The sequence below is a fragment of the Nostoc sp. 'Peltigera membranacea cyanobiont' 232 genome (genome assembly GCF_002245985.1).
Classification (GTDB): Bacteria; Cyanobacteriota; Cyanobacteriia; order Cyanobacteriales; family Nostocaceae; genus Nostoc.
Genome location: NZ_NOLK01000037.1, coordinates 23,423 through 40,545, shown reverse-complemented (window position 1 = coordinate 40,545; position 17,123 = coordinate 23,423). Strand labels below are relative to the sequence as shown.

Here is a 17,123-nt window from a genome sequence, read left to right as displayed (position 1 = left end):
TGGTGGATAGCGACGCGAAAAGCGAGTCATCGAGCGTCTGAATTCTGACTTCTGAATTCTTCTTCAACTTGAACGTCGAGCCTTTACCCTCATTACTCATCACATGGATGTGACCGCCATGAGCCTGGACAATTTGTTGAGCGATCGCCAATCCTAACCCAAATCCGCCGCTTTCTCTTGCACGTTCTGTGTCAACCCGGTAAAAGCGATCGAAAATATAAGGTAAATCTGCCTCTGGAATTCCAATTCCAGTATCAATGACTTGAATTACAATAATGCATTGAAGTAATTTGATTTTTGAAAAAGATTACGAGATAATACTGATAAGATTAAAAGTATAAGAGCAGACAATTATAAAACAGCATCTACAAATGGTAACACGACCTAAAGGAGTGACAACTGCGATCGCTGAGTTACAGCTTCTTTAAAACTGCATTTGTTAATGTGCATTGTCAAGTAAGTTCTAAAGCTGTGAAAGATTCTCGCCAAAATGCGACAGTCTACACATGGAAGTGAATTTAGGAGAAATGTTTCTCCTACGCCCTTTTGGTTGTAAAACAATTTCCCATTTGCCGACAGCATCAGAAGATAAGCAATAATCGAGTAAAATTCAGATTCAGGAGTTGCGGCATGAGGCACAACACAGACGATACAGCCAACAAAAACTTCAGTTCAGGTGCTAACGAACTCAAAGAGAAAGCTTCTCGAAATCAAGTGATAACGGCTCCATTACCAGACCCGATTGCAAAAAGTATTGAAGCGATTATTTCACTTCATACCCAGGAAGTTCGAGATATTCCCGCCCATCAACGCATACTAGAAGCGATCGCTACATTCTTTGGGCGATCGATATTTCTGTATAGTTTGCTAGTCATACTGGCTATCTGGATTTTTAGCAGTTTTTTTGATCGCTTTTTGCCATTCAATCTACCCGCGTTTAGCTGGTCAAATCAAGGCTTAGACGCAGCTGCATTGGTGATCTCAACTGGAGTATTGGTGCGACAAACTCGCCAAGAAAACTTTGCCGAACAACGGGCGCAACTGATGCTACAGCTTAACCTGCTCTCCGAGCAAAAAATTGCCAAGATTATTGCTCTATTAGAAGAACTCCGTACCGATTTGCCTGATGTGATAAATCGGCATGATTCGGAAGCGAAATTGATGCAGGAACCGGCTGACCCAATCGCGGTATTAGAAGCACTCCAGAAAAACTTAGCTGAAGAACTGTCATCTACAGAAGAAAACAATATGAGTTGATCGCAGTTTTTTAGTAGATTTTTGTTTCTATTTAGAAAATAAAACAAAACTTCAAGTATAGTCTTTGTGTCAAAAATCAAAATTAATCGTATATTTAACCAGAGGGATAGATATGGCTCAACTGAATGGTGTAATGATGCAGTACTTCCATTGGTATATCCCTCCAGATGGAAATCTTTGGAATGAATTTAAAGATAAAGTCAAAGAGTTAGCTGATGCAGGTGTTACATCTGTTTGGCTACCCCCAGCATACAAAGGAACAGGGGGTGGCTACGATGTCGGCTATGGAGTCTACGATATGTACGATCTAGGCGAGTTTGACCAGAAAGGCTCGGTTCGGACAAAGTACGGCACAAAAGACGAGTATATCGCTGCTGTCAAGGCGGCAAAAGCTGCTGGCATTCGAGTATATGCTGATGTTGTCCTCAACCACAAGTTAGGTGCAGACCAAGAAGAAGAGGTGGAAGCAACGCCCTATAGTCCAGACGATCGCAACCACGCCATCGGTGAGATGCAAAAGATTAAAGTCTGGACTCACTTTACCTTCCCAGGTCGCCAAGGCAAATACTCTGATATGGAATGGCACTGGTGGCACTTCGACGCAGTTGATTACAACGTTTACAACGAAGGTGAGAACGCAGTTTATCTGTTTAAAGATAAAAAATTTGATGACAACGTTGACCTAGAAAAAGGCGCTTTCGACTATCTCATGGGATGCGATTTGGATATGGAGAGTCCAGAAGTTCGCGAGGAGTTGAATCGCTGGGGTGAGTGGTTTGTAGAAACCACTGATATAGATGGCTTTCGTTTTGATGCGGTTAAACACGTTAGAGCTAACTTTTTCCCAGAATGGCTGGATCACTGTCGCCAAAAGGCAGGTCGCGATCTTTTTGCTGTCGGTGAGTATTGGTCTTATGAAATTGAAGCGCTGCACCATTTCATTAGTGTCACCGGTGGCGATGTAATGTTGTTTGATGCGCCATTGCACTATAACTTTAGCGCTGCCAGCACACAAGGCAATGACTATGACATGCGGCAGATATTTGATAACACCTTGGTGCAACAGCAACCCGCTTTAGCCGTCACCTTAGTTGACAATCATGATTCTCAACCTTTGCAGTCATTGGAGTCTGTAGTAGAAAGCTGGTTTAAACCGTTGGCTTATGCGTTGATCCTACTGCGAAGTGATGGTTATCCCTGTATCTTCTATGCTGATTACTATGGTGCTCATTACAAAGATAAGGGCCCAGATGGCAATGAGTATGAGATTTGGCTCGATAGTCATCAATGGATAATTGATAAATTTTTGCACGCCCGTCAAACCTATGCCTATGGCGACCAATACGATTATTTCGATCACGCTAATACAATCGGCTGGACACGCTTAGGAGACGAAGAACATCCTGGCGGGATGGCGATTGTTTTGAGTAATGGGGAAGAGGGGACTAAGTGGATGGAAGTTGGGCAACCCAACAGCACTTACATTGACATCACTGAACATTTCAGCGAACCCGTCACAACAAATGATGAGGGCTGGGCTGATTTTCGATGCAATGCTGGTTCTGTTTCTGTGTGGGTTCCACAGTCATAGTCTGGGTTTTAGTAGCATTCATGCAGAAAGTTAGGCGCTTGACAAACTTTGCCTAAAAGAGAACTTAGGTAGTACCAAGCGCACTAGCTTTTATCGGGTGGGTTACTCCAGCGCATCTTAGCGATTTCCGTCTTCAATTGGCTAGTAATTTTTGGGGTATTTCAATGGATACTTCAAACTACAGGCAATCAAGCCTTAGCTCGCACGATGGCGATTAATGGGTTGGTGGCAGCAGAGGTCTTTTAACTGTTAAGCATTATCCAGCTTTTACCATCTCTAGTTGCCAGAATCCAAGGTAAACACACACCCATAGCCTATGCACCTGCGATCGTAATTGTGGCTGTAGGGATTTTACAATGTCTGTTCAGCCAGTGGAACATGATGAATCAAGTATTTAACACCACACCTTTGACATTTATCCAAGCTCTCATTTGTATGGGTGTAGGTTTGCCAGTAGTGTTCATCGCTCTCATCTTGCAGCGTTTCCATCCGCTTAACTAGGGATAGTACTAGAGAAGCTAGGAAGATTTAGATAAAGTCAAACAACCATCACTCTTTCTAGTGTGGTAGGACAACTAGCTTGAGTAACAATTTTCACCAAAGAAAAAGCAGTTTCAGACAACGCCAGATGATTCCGTTGAAGCCATACCCTAATAGATTAAAAATTCCATCGGTACATTTTGCTAGGTATGATATTTAATCTGTAAGCATTTACCCAGTAAAACTAGCTATGACCCAGAACTACCGCATTACTCTACTCCCCGGCGATGGCATTGGCCCTGAAATTATGGCAGTGGCGGTAGATGTGCTGAAAGTCGTAGGGAAGCAATTCGATCTGAAGTTTGAATTTCAAGAAGCCCTTATCGGTGGTGCAGCAATTGACGCTACAGGGGAACCCTTACCATCTGCCACTCTAGAGGCTTGCCGTAACAGTGATGCTGTGTTGCTTGCTGCGATTGGTGGTTACAAGTGGGATTCCCTGCCATCTAATTTACGCCCAGAAGCAGGTTTGTTAGGGCTACGCGCAGGTTTGGGATTATTTGCCAATTTGCGTCCAGCGAAAATTTTGCCCCAGTTAATTGATGCCTCGACTTTGAAACGCGAAGTTGTCGAAGGCGTAGATATTATGGTAGTGCGCGAACTCACTGGTGGGATTTACTTCGGTAAACCTAAAGGGATTTTTGCTACAGAAACCGGTGAAAAACGCGGTGTAAATACAATGGTTTACACCGAATCGGAAATTGAACGCATTGGGCGGGTGGCTTTTGAAGCGGCAAAAAAACGCGGTGGTAAACTTTGTTCGGTGGATAAAGCGAACGTATTAGAAGTATCTCAGTTGTGGCGCGATCGCATCACCCAACTTAGTACGGAATATCCAGATATCGAACTCTCTCATTTATATGTAGATAATGCTGCTATGCAGTTAGTACGCGCTCCCAAGCAGTTCGATACTATTGTTACAGGCAATTTGTTTGGCGATATTCTCTCTGATGCTGCTGCCATGCTCACAGGTAGTATTGGGATGTTACCCTCAGCTAGTTTGGGCGCTTCTGGGCCTGGTGTGTTTGAACCAGTTCACGGTTCCGCCCCAGATATCGCTGGACAGGATAAGGCAAATCCTTTAGCGGAGGTTTTGAGTGCGGCGATGATGCTACGCTACGGTTTAGACCAGCCAAAAGCGGCAGATCGCATCGAACAAGCCGTATTGCAAGTTTTAGAACAAGGCGATCGCACAGGGGATATAATTTCTCCAGGAAAAAACCTCTTGGGTTGCCGCGCTATGGGAGACTCACTCATTAAAGCTATTGAACAAAAATAATTTTTTAGAGCAAACTGGGCAATTTGGCAACCTTTGCTATAAGTTTCGGGTAGACTAAAGTGAAATCTAGCAATCAAATAACAGTCGATAGTGTACGCATTACGACAAGGACAAGTAAATTTTACCGCCCCAAAGAACCAATCGCCTTTGATTGATCCTGCTGTAATCAGAGCTGCTGGGCAGATATACTATACTCACTGTGAAGTCCACCCCGAAATCGCGGGACAACCTTCCGGTGTAGCAATTAATCGTGTGACTCATCGAGGTAAGGTTATTTTTACTAACCAACCAGTTCTTTTACCTCAAGAGTGTTTTGTACCCTTAAATCAAATTGAATCGCACATGTATTAGTCATTGGTCATTAGTCATTAGTCATTAGTCATTGGTCATTGGTCATTAGTCATTAGTCATTGGTTATTGGTTATTAGTTCTCGACAAAGGACAAAGGACAAATGACTAATGACAAAAGACAAAAGATAAACGACAAATGACACAGGACTAATGACAAAGGACAAATGACTGTATGGACATTTTGTTCGCTATTCCAGCGAGTGTAATGGTCTTTGCTTTGGGTGCATCTATTGGTAGTTTTCTCAACGTTATTGTTTATCGGCTACCTGCTGGGTTGTCAATTCTTTGGCCACCTTCTCGTTGTCCTAAATGCTTAAACCAGCTAAAAGCTTACGACAATGTACCAGTATTCGGCTGGATTTCATTAAGAGGGCGGTGTCGATATTGCAAAAGCAAAATTTCTGTCCGTTATCCCGTGGTAGAAGGGGTGACGGGCATAATTTTTTTGCTGGTTTTTTTAGTATTTCAAGTTTCTACTTTAACAATAGGCTATTGGGCTTTTTGTAGTTGGTTATTAGCACTATCGCTTATCGACCTAGATACAATGACCTTACCTAATCCACTTACTCAGTCGGGTTTAATGGTAGGAATTTTATTCCAAATGGTGGTTGGTTATCTACCAGAGGGTAGTTTTGTGGCATTGGTAAATCATCTTATGATGGGGATACTGGGTGCAGTCTTAGGTTTATGGTTATTTGATGCGATCGCCCTATTGGGTTCAGTTGCCTTTGGTAAAACTGCAATGGGTGCGGGTGATGCCAAGTTAGCAGCCATGATGGGAGCGTGGTTAGGCTGGAAATATTTGCTCTTAGCTAGTTTTATTGCCTGTGCGCTGGGGGCCTTAATTGGGAGTGGTGTTATTATGCATAAACACAAAGCCGTGAGTCAAGAGACATCGAGACAAAGGTTAGGAAAAAAAATACCTTTTGGCCCTTTTCTGGCTTTAGGATCTGCGATCGCCATATTTAGCGGTGAAGCTATTTTGTCTAGCTACCTGCGGTTATTTTTTCCAGCATCTTGAATTGGAGTTGGGGATGATGGAGATGGGGGTGTAAGCAATGCCCCATACCCAATAACCTTTCATAAGAAATATTTATAATTCGTGACTGTAACCAACATTACCCCATCTGCCCTTCATATTTTGATAATATTCTGCTTGTGACTTGTATTACCCTCTTAACAACGATTAACCGTTGGCAAGCACAACTAGTACAACAAATGCTGCTTATTCAGAACACTAGCGATGCGAATCATTGATTTGAGTGGGAGAGGGAGAGCATCTTATTTGGAGGTTGGTATTCTCATAGCTTTGTCAGTACGTCCATATAATTAAGTCTGCTGAAAAAAAGAGCAAGAGACTTGTATTGGCATAAGTATTTTCGTTAAGCTGGCAACCAAAGATGATAATTAAGGTCTGAATTGCTTAAAAGCGTAGTTTGACGATGTAGTAATTAGTCATTAGTAAAGACAAATGACTTATGACTAAGGACAACCCAATACGGTTTGACATGTTTTCAACCTCATACCCACTTAAAATAAAATAAAAAATGGCTAACAACGAAGAATCACGTGGTTTAAAGTCTCTATTTGATTGGTTTGCAAATCGACGGAAATCAGGATCTACCAGCCTCGAACGCCAAGAACGTGAAATTGCTGATGGTTTGTGGCATAAATGTTCTAAGTGTGGTGTTTTGGCATACACAAAAGACCTGAAAGCCAATCAGATGGTTTGTATCGAATGTGGTCATCACAATCGGGTAGATAGCGATGAACGCATTCGTCAATTGATAGATAACAATACCTGGAAACCCCTAGACGAGCATTTGCGTCCAACCGATCCGCTAGAATTTCGCGATCGCAAACTCTACAGCGATCGCCTGCGGGAAACACAAGATAAAATTGGCTTAATAGACGCAGTTCACACTGGTTTAGGTCAAATCAATGGTTTACCCATTGCCCTTGGGGTTATGGACTTCCGCTTCATGGGTGGTAGTATGGGTTCAGTTGTGGGAGAAAAACTCACCCGGATGATTGAGCAAGCCACTCAACGGCGATATCCTGTTGTTATCGTCTGCACCTCCGGGGGCGCAAGAATGCAAGAAGGAATGCTCTCTTTGATGCAGATGGCGAAAATTTCCGCAGCCCTACAGCGCCATAAAGACGCGCGACTATTATATATTCCCGTTTTGACCAATCCCACAACGGGCGGCGTTACCGCTAGTTTTGCGATGTTGGGCGATATCATTTTGGCAGAACCCAAAGCAACCATTGGTTTTGCCGGTCGGCGAGTGATTGAGCAAACCCTGCGGGAAAAACTCCCCGAAAATTTTCAGACTGCTGAAGATTTGCTCCTGCATGGTTTTGTTGATGATATCGTACCCCGTACCCAATTAAAGAATACTTTAGCCCAGCTGATTGCTCTACACCAGCCTGTACTAACACCACCTCACATGGTGTTGTGGGAAACAATGTCTTTAACTTCTACCGCCGCCGAATAGAACGTGGGATGTGGGAAATGGGGAATGGGGCATTGGGGAAGAAACTTGTTAAAGAATTCCCCCTACTCTCTGCTCCCTGCTCCCTGCTCCCTCACCTCCCCGGCTCTTTGACAAAAACTAGTGGAACAATTGCTGCTAGTCGGAATAGACCAGAGAGGGCGAACAACCCTAGCAAGCCTCCAAACTGAGCAAATTGGACGATGAAACTGCCTATAGTTGTGCCTAAAGCACCACTTGCTCCAGCAACAGCAGCTGCTGTCGCAAAATAGATAGACTGATTTTGAGTTGGTGCGATCGCCAATTGTATATTGTTACTGCACAAGTCAATCGCCGCCCAAGTACCTCCAGCCAAAATGTGTAACAGAGGTAGCCACAACCAAATATCAAGGTGATTAGCACCAATCCCCAGCCATAGCGGTGGTGTAGCTGCAACCAAAACCCCAATAGAGATGAGGATGGGACGATTGCCTATCTTATCTGCTAATTTTCCCCATAGAATCAGCATTAGCAAAGTGGCCCCCGCCTGAAGGCTGTTGTAGATAGTCACATAGCTTACATCCAAATCCAGCCTGTCCAGCATGTAGAGGTTGAAAAAAGGACTGCTGAGGTTAACAGCAAGATTCCAGAAGCTGAAATACAGCAGAAATCTTAAAAAGTTAGAGTTTTTCCAAATACTGTTAGCTAATTGGTTTTGTGGTGGGTGAATTGAACTTGAAGGTAAGAGACAGGAGGTAGAAGGGGTTGAATCCCCTGCTGAACTGGAGCTACTTGAAAGTTGTGGGGACTCAAACCCTTGCTCACTCTGGTCGTAGCAGGAGCCAGAAAGGATTATTCCTTCTGCCTCTGTTATTGATTGAGCGACTTCAGAAGACTCATCTTTTGCAACCTCTGATTGAATCTCACTTGTTTGAGTTAACTTGCCATAATAAGTGTTTTGCGATCGCGGATTCATATCTACTTGAAAATACTGACATCCCAATCCCGCAATTCCCAACACAATGCTTATTAACAAAACCACCCCATAGCCTTGTAGAGTTCCACCATCCCAATGTGATACAGCTAAACCAGCCATTGGTACGCAAACCAAATTGGTAAGGTTAGCAGCACTATTGCGTGTCCCAAAATACCTGCCTCGCAATTGTCGGGGAACTATCATTGCTACCCAACTTAGCCATGATGCAGTTCCTAATCCTCCCAAAAGATTGCTGAATAGGACAATCAAGAGTGTCAATATCACTAACTGGTGAGTATTAATCACTCCCAAACTTACAGCTACAATACCGATTACTAGAACTAGCCATAGCAGCCGACCAATTCCGTGTGTGCGAAGAGAATATTGAAAGCGGCTGCTGCTACGTTCAGACAAATAAGCACCCAAGGGCTGAATCAGATTGACCAACATGGGGATAGAGCAAAGCATCCCAAATACTACTGGACTAGCACCCAATTCCACTAAGAAATTGCTGAGTAAAATGCCGCCAGTTCCAAGAGAGTAAACCGATGCTAAGACAGAATCCGCAGTGGAGGCTTTTAAACTTGTGCGAATCGCATCCTTAGGAATTCGAGAGGTTGGAGAAAGTGCTGTTGCTGGTGAGGCAATCTGGGAAATTTCCAGAGTCTGTGGCGCAGTTGTTTCAACCTGAACAGAATCCATAATGTATGTTTATGAGTAAAGCATCCTGACATAAACCCGGTTGTCGAAGAACTCACTATGCTTTTATTCGCATTCTTAAGAAGTTTTCGTTATTCTAGCTTGCAATTTTCAACAAAAATTTTAGATAAGTAAATATACGATTACTATTTGATTTTGAACTAAATTAGGTATTGTAGAGTGTGTTAGAACGGAGTTCGTAACGCACTCTTATCAAGGGTTAGCCATCCTCACTACCAATTTAAGAAACTCCATCATTTGGAAATTTTTAGGATTTCAATCCATAATCCAAAATTCAGGGATTGAATACCGTTAATATTGCCTATAAATTTGCCTTCGATACTTTTTCAATTTGCCCAGTAAAGTATGCTTCTTCATGTTTGAGTTGTTGCGCTAGTTCCAACCCTTGTTTAAAAGCTGTTAATGCTTGAGGAAAATCTTTGCGTTCTATATACAATTGCCCAATTTGGTCATAAGCTTGCATCATCCCGTAAAAGTTGGCGGCTTGCGCCTCTGTCTGCACAAGAATTTGGCTAGCCTGCAAAGCCTCGTCTATTTGTCCTTGAGAACGGTACAGCGCAATTAACTTTTGCAAAGCGTCACCAGCTGGAACGTACTCCTTTAATTGCCAAGCAGTGGTATAAGCCTCTTGATAATTTTTAAAGGCTTCTAGTAGTAAGTTAGGATCTTTCTTTGCTAGAGATTCGTAATCTGAAGCGATCGCTAGCTTTAATTCTGGTATTTTTGTAAGATTATTTTCACTAACGTAAATTTCTAGTAGTTTATTAAGTACATTCAATGACTGCTGCGGTTGTTGTGTCTGCTCATAAATGTAAGCTAGCCGTTGCAGATATGTTATTTCGTTTACACGTTCGCCTTGGGAAGTAGCGAAACCCAACAGTTCTTCGTAGACTGGGGCGGCTTTAGGATAATCAAACCAACTTAAATGTAGTTCTCCAATTGTCTTAAGCATTTCTACTATCGCTGTTGTATCTTTTTGCTGCCGCACCACTAACAAAACTTGGTCGTAAGCTTCTACAGCTAGTTTAATCGATCGCACATTTTGGTAAGCTTGGGCTAGCGATCGCCACAATTCTAGATCGACTTGGGCAGTTTTTTTCTGAGATTCTGCCTGCTTTTGAATTGCTTGCAATCGCTGCGTAATATATTGTACTTCTTCTCCATCATTTTGCTTCCAAGCGATCGCCCCAACTCGCGATAGTGCTTGCACCTCTGCTAATGAACCTAAAAAGCGCCGCAAACGAAGTTCCCGGTTCCAAATTTCAAACGCCGCCACCTGCTCCCCTGCTTGCAGTTTCGCTGCTGCTTCTTGGTTTAAGGCATCTAGCGCTGGTTCTAAGTTTTGCTGTTCTTGGAGAGTTAACGGCTGTTTATCCTTGGGCAAACGGGGTAGCAGTGGGTCGGGTGTGGTAATTTCTAGGGGACTGGGAGGAAATTTATCCGGTACTTTCGGCTTTTTACTCTCTGCCAGCGTCAAGGAACTACTAAAGAGTATAGTGGCAGTCACAATCACAATTAAACGCTTGAGCATGGGAACTTTACCTGGACTTGAGTTAGTTACATGAGGTAATCATCCTCATGCCCTATTATTTACTAACTATTTCCCAGGTTTACAAGGTTGAGATAAACTTCTCCTGTATTCTACAGCAGGAGTCAAGTTGCTTTATGTCTCTATCTAATCTATGTATTTTGGAAGTCAATTTAATATCAAGCTAATATAATTAAAGCATCCTAAGTGTGATTACTTAGGATGTTTATCATGTTTACAGAATTTATGCAAGCGAAAAATCTTGAATATGTCTGCGAAAATATACTGAATAATTTAACAAAGTTAATTATTTACCTTCTCACGACTCAGAAAATATACGCTCACAATAATTAAGTAATATAGATATCCTTTATTAGAGCTAATTTGCTCTCGAAGTTAAGAACCTTAATATCAGTTCTCAGGACTATGACCAGTAGTACCGCGAAAAATTTTTGGCATTGCTAATTTAGAGGATGAATCCAGATGTAGAGACGCGATATATCACGTCTCTACATGGGTTTTGACATCAAAAAAATCATTTTCATAATTCTTATTCAGCAAGCCAGTTTTTTCATGGGTGCTGTTTGGTGGAACAAAAATATAGCCGCTTGTGAGGCTGCTAGTCACCCGAATGGTGATGCTCCTAACGTCGCTATGCGATCGCGGAGCGTGGTATAGCCTCTCGTAGAGAAGACAGCCAATAGAGAGCAACTGTTACCAGTCTACAGCACTGGCTCACAAGTTTTTACCACTTTAGACAGGGGCTACTTTTTCAACTAGGAAGGTAAAAAATGGAATGGGCTATTTACAAAAAGAATACGGGCAGTTTTGTAATAGCAGTGGCAATTATGACTGGTGTTGGCGTAATCTCGTATCTTAGTTTGCTTCAGTATAGAGAAAACGCTCAATGGGTCACACATACCCGCGAGGTGCTGGAAAAGACAAAAGAAGTCATGTCACAGATCAAAGATACAGAGACTGGACAACGGGGTTATCTTCTCACGGGCAAAGAAAGGTATCTGGAACCCTATCGGACTGCAAGTGGCGAGATTGTTCAGAAACTTAAGGCTCTGCGCCAATTAACTGCCGATAACCCCAATCAACAGCGACGGCTCGATCGCCTTGAACCCCTGATTGCCAAAAAACTAATTTTGATTGAACAGACGATTAACGCCAGAAGCAAAAATTTAGAATCCGCGCTGCAAATAGTTCAAACAGATCGGGGTCAGCAGCTCATGGAGGATATCCGAATACTGACTACAGCAATGGAGAACGAAGAGAATGAGTTGTTGAAACGGCGGTCAGCAGATGCGAACGCTAGCGCTCATCAAACAACTTTGCTAACTATTTTTGGTAGCACTATCGCTTCTGTAATCGTCGGTTTAGCAGCCACGATCACCAATCAGGAACTTGTCAAACGCAAGCAGATGGAAAATTCTCTGCAAAAGGCTCGTGATGAGTTAGAAATAGAGGTTAACAAACGGACTGCCGAACTTAGAAACACTAACGAAGAATTACAAACTGAAATTAATGAGCGCAAAAAGGCGGAGTCAGAGATTCTGCGCCTGAATGTCCAGCTTGAGCAGCGAGTTGCAGAACGCACAGCACAACTCGAAGCTACTAACAAAGAGATGGAAGCATTTAGTTATTCTGTATCTCACGATCTGCGGGCCCCTTTACGCAGCATTGATGGCTTTAGCCAAGCGCTACTAGAAGATTATGCTGACAAGCTGGACGCACTAGGTCAAAACTACCTCCAACGAGTGCGTGCAGCCACCCAGCGAATGGCACAACTGATCGACGATTTACTCAATCTGTCACGACTGACGCGTAGTGAGATGCGTTGCGAAAAGGTCGATCTAAGCGCACTAGTGGAGGCGATCGCTACAGAGTTGCACAAAACACAACCAGAACGCCAAGTAGAGTTTGCGATCGCGCCGGGATTAGTTACTAATGGCGATGCTCATTTGTTACGGGTCGTGCTAGAAAACCTACTGGGTAATGCGTGGAAGTTTACAGGAAAACATCAAAAAGCACGCATAGAATTTGGGCTTTTGCAGCAAGATGACACCAATGTATATTTTGTCCGTGATGATGGTACAGGCTTCGATATGGCCTATATTGAGAAACTTTTCGGTGCTTTTCAACGCCTGCACGCCATGACCGAGTTTGAAGGCACTGGCATTGGACTAGCTACTGTGCAACGGATTATTCACCGTCATGGTGGCCGTGTCTGGGCCGAAAGCGCAGTCGAGCAAGGCGCAACATTTTACTTCACCCTTTAACTATAGGAAAATACACAACATGATTTTACTTGTAGAAGATAATCCTGATGATGAAGCGCTAACCCTACGCGCACTCAAGAAAAACAATATTATGAACGAGGTAGTGGTAGCACGCGATGGGGTGGAAGCCCTAGATTTTCTTTTTGGTAAAGGTGTGTACGCCGATCGCGACATGAGCGTTATGCCAAATCTCATCCTCCTAGATTTGAAGTTGCCTAAAATGGATGGCTTGGAAGTTTTGCGACAGTTGCGAACTGAAGACAAGACAAAAATCCTTCCCGTTGTGATTCTTACTTCGTCCAAGGAGGAACAAGACTTAATCAATGGTTACAGCTTGGGTGCCAACAGCTATGTTCGCAAACCAGTAGACTTTTCCCAATTCAGTGAAGCAGTACGACAACTAGGGTTGTACTGGTTTGTCTTAAACGAGTCACCGCCAAGGCTATAGTTTATACCAATCTTCCAAAATCAGACTAGAGATGCAAAGCTAACTTTCTTAATTACGAATTACGTAGCTTGCTTCTCGTCTTCTCTACGAGACGCTACGCGAATGGCAAGAATTACGAATTACGAATTACATGGGTACACCTCTGCGCGTATTACTTGTTGAGGATTCAGAAGACGATGCTTTATTGTTGCTGCGTGAACTGCAACGCGGTAACTATGAAGTAATCTTTGAACGGATTGATACACCTACAGCCATGAAAACTGCGATCGCAGGGCAAACATGGGATATCGTTATCTGCGATTATTCCATGCCCACCTTTAGCGCCCCTGCTGCATTGAAGCAGGTCAAGGAAAGTGGACTTGACCTGCCATTTATTATTGTCTCAGGCACTATTGGCGAAGATACCGCAGTCGCCGCCATGAAAGCTGGTGCCCATGACTACATTATCAAAGGTAATCTAGCACGACTTATTCCTGCTGTTGCCCGCGAGTTGCGTGAGGCACAGGTGAGACGGGAGCGTAAACAAGCAGAGGAGCAGATTAAAGCATCGCTTCAAGAAAAAGAAGTGCTATTGAAAGAAATTCATCACCGGGTAAAAAATAATTTGCAGATTATTTCTAGTCTGCTCAATCTACAAGCAGAGTATCTTAAAGACAATCAAGCCCTTGAGATATTCAAAGATAGCCAGAACCGGATAGAATCAATGGCTCTGATCCACGAGAAACTATATCAATCTCAAGACTTGGCAAGGATTAATTTTGCTGACTATATCCAAGATTTAGTAACTAATTTATTTTATTCATACAACGTTAATTCCAGCGCTATTACCTTGAAAATGAACGTTGAGGAGGTTTTTCTAGTCATTGATGCAGCTATTCCTTGCGGCTTAATGATCAATGAACTTATTTCAAATTCCTTAAAATATGCCTTTCCCCAAAGAGAACCGGGAGAAATCTCTATTGACTTTTGCTCTATAGAAGCAAATTTATTTCTACTTACTATCAGTGATAATGGTGTCGGTTTTGCCCACGATTTTGACTTTCAAGCTACAGAATCATTAGGACTGCGATTAGTAAAAGGTCTGACACATCAGCTACAAGGCAATATCGATTTTATCAACGATAATGGAGTGAAGTATAAAATTATATTTCCGGCGAAAATAATTTTATAAAATTATCAGTTAAACAAAATCATGAACCCAGTAAATATATTAGTTGTTGAAGATGAATTCATCGTGGCAATGGATATACAAAATCGGCTAAGAAAATTTGGATACACTGTTCTGGGGCTTGCCGATTCTGGAGAAGAAGCAATTAAGAGAGCAGCAGATGATTCTTTAGATTTAGTTCTCATGGATATTCACCTCAAAGGAAAGATGGACGGTGTGGAGGCCGCTCAGATAATTCATAATATTTTTAATATCCCAGTCATATATCTTACTGCTAATGCAGACGAATCAACATTGAATCGAGCAAAGGGAACAGAGCCGTTTGGCTATATTCTCAAACCTTTCAAAGAAAAAGAATTAAAGTTCACTATTGAAATTACCCTTTCTAAACATCGGACAGAAAAAAAATTAAAACAAAATGAACAATGGCTGACTACTGTACTTAAAAGTATTGGAGATGCTGTCATTACTAGCGACGCATCTGGAACTGTGACTTTTATGAATCCGATTGCAGAGGTGCTGACGGGTTGGAATTATTCAGATGCGTTTGGTAAAGAAGCCACAGAAGTATTCAATATTGCTCCTGAAAAAACTCGTACAATAATTGAAAATTCTTCTGTAACACAAGTCTTGGAGTTGGGCGTTACTATTAATCTCCCAGAACAGACGATACTGATTGCTAAAAACGGTACAGAAATACCAATTGATGATAGCATTGCACCGATTAAAGATGAAAATGGTAACATTACGGGTGCAGTTTTTGTCTTTCAGGATATTACCGAGCGCAAGCAGATATTAGAGGCACTAGCACGTCGCCAGCAAGAATTCAAAGCGTTAGTTGAAAATGCACCTGATATTATTTCCAGATTTAACACTCAATTGCGCTACGTTTACGTTAATCCAGTTATTGAAAATATTACAGGAATATCATCTGAAACATTTATTGGCAAAACAAACGCAGAGTTAAATCTGCCAGAAGAATTTTGCCGGATATGCGATCGCAAGCTCCAGCAAGTTTTCCAAACTAAGCAAGAAACCGAGTTTGAATGCACTTTAGCGATCGCTTCCCAAACAAGACATTACCATACCCGCCTTGTCCCGGAATTAACTAGCGATGGTTCAGTATCTTTTGTTTTGAGTATCTCTCGGAACATTACTGCTCTAAAACTTGCAGAGGCGCAATTAATTCATGATGCCTTTCACGATATACTAACCGGTCTGCCAAACCGCGCCTTATTTATGGAGCGGTTAGAACGGGCGCTGATGCTGGCAAAACGACGTGCGGATTATACATTTGCTGTTCTCTTTCTAGACCTAGATCGCTTCAAAGTTGTCAACGACAGTCTCGGCCACATGATTGGCGATCAACTCTTAACTGCCCTTGCTAGCAGATTGGAGAGTTGCCTGCGTGTTGGAGACACAGTTGCCCGTATAGGGGGAGATGAATTTACAATTTTGCTTGATAATCTCAAAACTATCAATGATGTAACAAGCGTAGTGGAGAGGATACACCAAGCTCTGACCTCTGCGTTCCAACTCAGTGGATATGAGGTATTTACCACTGTCAGCATTGGCATTGCCCTGAGTAAAGGTAGTTACAACCTACCAGAGGAACTTCTACGCGATGCTGATATAGCAATGTATCGCGCTAAGGCATTGGGTAAGGCACGCCATGAAATATTTGACTCAACTATGTACGCCCAAGTAACGAAGCTATTAGAGTTAGAGATGGATCTACGGCGGGCTGTTGAACGCCAGGAGTTTCAGGTTTACTACCAACCAATTGTTTTGTTAGAAACTTGCAAAATTATTGGCTTCGAGGCTCTCGTTCGGTGGCAACATCCGCAACACGGATTAGTTCCTCCAGACAACTTTATTCCACTAGCGGAAGAAACTGGACTGATTATTCCTATTGGTTATTGGGTGCTGGGCGAGGCTTGCCGGCAGATGCGTGCTTGGCAAATCCAATTTCCGACCGATCCACCCTTGACAATCAGTGTAAATCTTTCCACTAAACAGTTTTTACAACCCGATCTGATTGAACAGATTAACCGAACTATACAGGAAACTGGACTCGAAGCCAGAAATTTAAAGCTGGAGATTACCGAAAGCGTACTGATGGAAAATATTCAATCAGCAACTCTTATGCTCTTGCAACTGCAAGAGATGAATATCCAATTACACTTAGATGATTTTGGCATAGGTTATTCATCCTTAAGTTACCTGCACCGCTTTCCAAGTAAAGCCTTGAAAATCGATCGTTCTTTTATTACCAAGATTGGTGCTAATGGAGAAAACTTAGAGATTGTTCAAGCGATCGTTACCCTAGCCCAAGGTCTAAATATAGATGTAATCGCAGAGGGCGTAGAAACCTTACAGCAACTGGCACAACTTAGAGCCATGAAATGCAAATACGCACAGGGATATTTTTTCTCTAAACCCGTGGATAGCAAATCGATAGAGACATTAATTGCATCTGGCATTCAGCCGCGATAAGGATAGCGTC

At 42.6% G+C, this 17,123-nt stretch carries 14 protein-coding genes and 1 pseudogene; 12 read left to right on the top strand and 3 right to left on the bottom strand.

The genetic code is table 11. The annotated features are described in order from the left end of the window. Positions 1-64: 64 nt before the first annotated feature. A pseudogene (locus CDG79_RS14910) lies at positions 65-271 on the bottom strand (sensor histidine kinase); the annotation flags it as partial. Positions 272-630: 359 nt separating this feature from the next. Here CDG79_RS14910 and CDG79_RS14905 point away from each other — a divergent pair. From CDG79_RS14905 to accD, 7 genes are all read left to right on the top strand, one after another. Beyond that, positions 631-1,257, top strand: coding sequence for a DUF1003 domain-containing protein (locus CDG79_RS14905; protein ID WP_094342814.1), 627 nt, complete (start codon positions 631-633; stop codon positions 1,255-1,257). A gap of 112 nt (positions 1,258-1,369) precedes the next feature. Further along, positions 1,370-2,848 (top strand): alpha-amylase, encoded by a 1,479-nt coding sequence (locus CDG79_RS14900; protein ID WP_094342813.1) that lies wholly within the window; start codon positions 1,370-1,372, stop codon positions 2,846-2,848. Between the two features lie 378 nt (positions 2,849-3,226). Further along, positions 3,227-3,349 (top strand): hypothetical protein, encoded by a 123-nt coding sequence (locus CDG79_RS45295; protein ID WP_333782996.1) that lies wholly within the window; start codon positions 3,227-3,229, stop codon positions 3,347-3,349. Between the two features lie 229 nt (positions 3,350-3,578). Beyond that, on the top strand, positions 3,579-4,667 hold the full coding sequence (gene leuB, locus CDG79_RS14895) for a 3-isopropylmalate dehydrogenase (RefSeq protein ID WP_094342812.1): 1,089 nt from the start codon (positions 3,579-3,581) through the stop codon (positions 4,665-4,667). A gap of 90 nt (positions 4,668-4,757) precedes the next feature. Further along, on the top strand, positions 4,758-5,018 hold the full coding sequence (locus tag CDG79_RS43755; protein WP_094342811.1) for a hypothetical protein: 261 nt from the start codon (positions 4,758-4,760) through the stop codon (positions 5,016-5,018). A gap of 172 nt (positions 5,019-5,190) precedes the next feature. After that, on the top strand, positions 5,191-6,039 hold the full coding sequence (locus CDG79_RS14885) for a prepilin peptidase (protein WP_094342810.1): 849 nt from the start codon (positions 5,191-5,193) through the stop codon (positions 6,037-6,039). Positions 6,040-6,565: 526 nt separating this feature from the next. Continuing rightward, positions 6,566-7,516, top strand: coding sequence for an acetyl-CoA carboxylase, carboxyltransferase subunit beta (accD, locus tag CDG79_RS14880; RefSeq protein ID WP_094342809.1), 951 nt, complete (start codon positions 6,566-6,568; stop codon positions 7,514-7,516). Between the two features lie 91 nt (positions 7,517-7,607). Here accD and CDG79_RS14875 read toward each other — a convergent pair whose 3' ends face one another. Further along, a complete protein-coding gene (locus CDG79_RS14875; RefSeq protein ID WP_094342808.1) occupies positions 7,608-9,170 on the bottom strand; it encodes an MFS transporter in 1,563 nt (520 codons plus the stop codon). 319 nt (positions 9,171-9,489) lie between these two features. Beyond that, complete coding sequence (locus CDG79_RS14870; RefSeq protein WP_094342807.1) at positions 9,490-10,719, bottom strand: tetratricopeptide repeat protein; 1,230 nt, start codon at positions 10,717-10,719, stop codon at positions 9,490-9,492. A 510-nt stretch (positions 10,720-11,229) separates the two neighbouring features. On the opposite strand from CDG79_RS14870, the gene CDG79_RS42370 reads away from it, so the two are divergent. The 5 genes from CDG79_RS42370 (at position 11,230) to CDG79_RS14850 (ending at position 17,113) form a co-directional block, all read left to right on the top strand. Continuing rightward, complete coding sequence (locus CDG79_RS42370) at positions 11,230-11,394, top strand: hypothetical protein (protein WP_189524999.1); 165 nt, start codon at positions 11,230-11,232, stop codon at positions 11,392-11,394. A 113-nt stretch (positions 11,395-11,507) separates the two neighbouring features. Further along, on the top strand, positions 11,508-13,001 hold the full coding sequence (locus CDG79_RS14865; protein ID WP_223278154.1) for a sensor histidine kinase: 1,494 nt from the start codon (positions 11,508-11,510) through the stop codon (positions 12,999-13,001). Between the two features lie 19 nt (positions 13,002-13,020). Then, positions 13,021-13,449, top strand: coding sequence for a response regulator (locus CDG79_RS14860; protein WP_094342806.1), 429 nt, complete (start codon positions 13,021-13,023; stop codon positions 13,447-13,449). A 130-nt stretch (positions 13,450-13,579) separates the two neighbouring features. Next, on the top strand, positions 13,580-14,620 hold the full coding sequence (locus CDG79_RS14855) for a sensor histidine kinase (RefSeq protein ID WP_223278153.1): 1,041 nt from the start codon (positions 13,580-13,582) through the stop codon (positions 14,618-14,620). Positions 14,621-14,641: 21 nt separating this feature from the next. Beyond that, a complete protein-coding gene (locus CDG79_RS14850; RefSeq protein ID WP_094342805.1) occupies positions 14,642-17,113 on the top strand; it encodes a GGDEF domain-containing response regulator in 2,472 nt (823 codons plus the stop codon). Positions 17,114-17,123 lie beyond the last annotated feature (10 nt).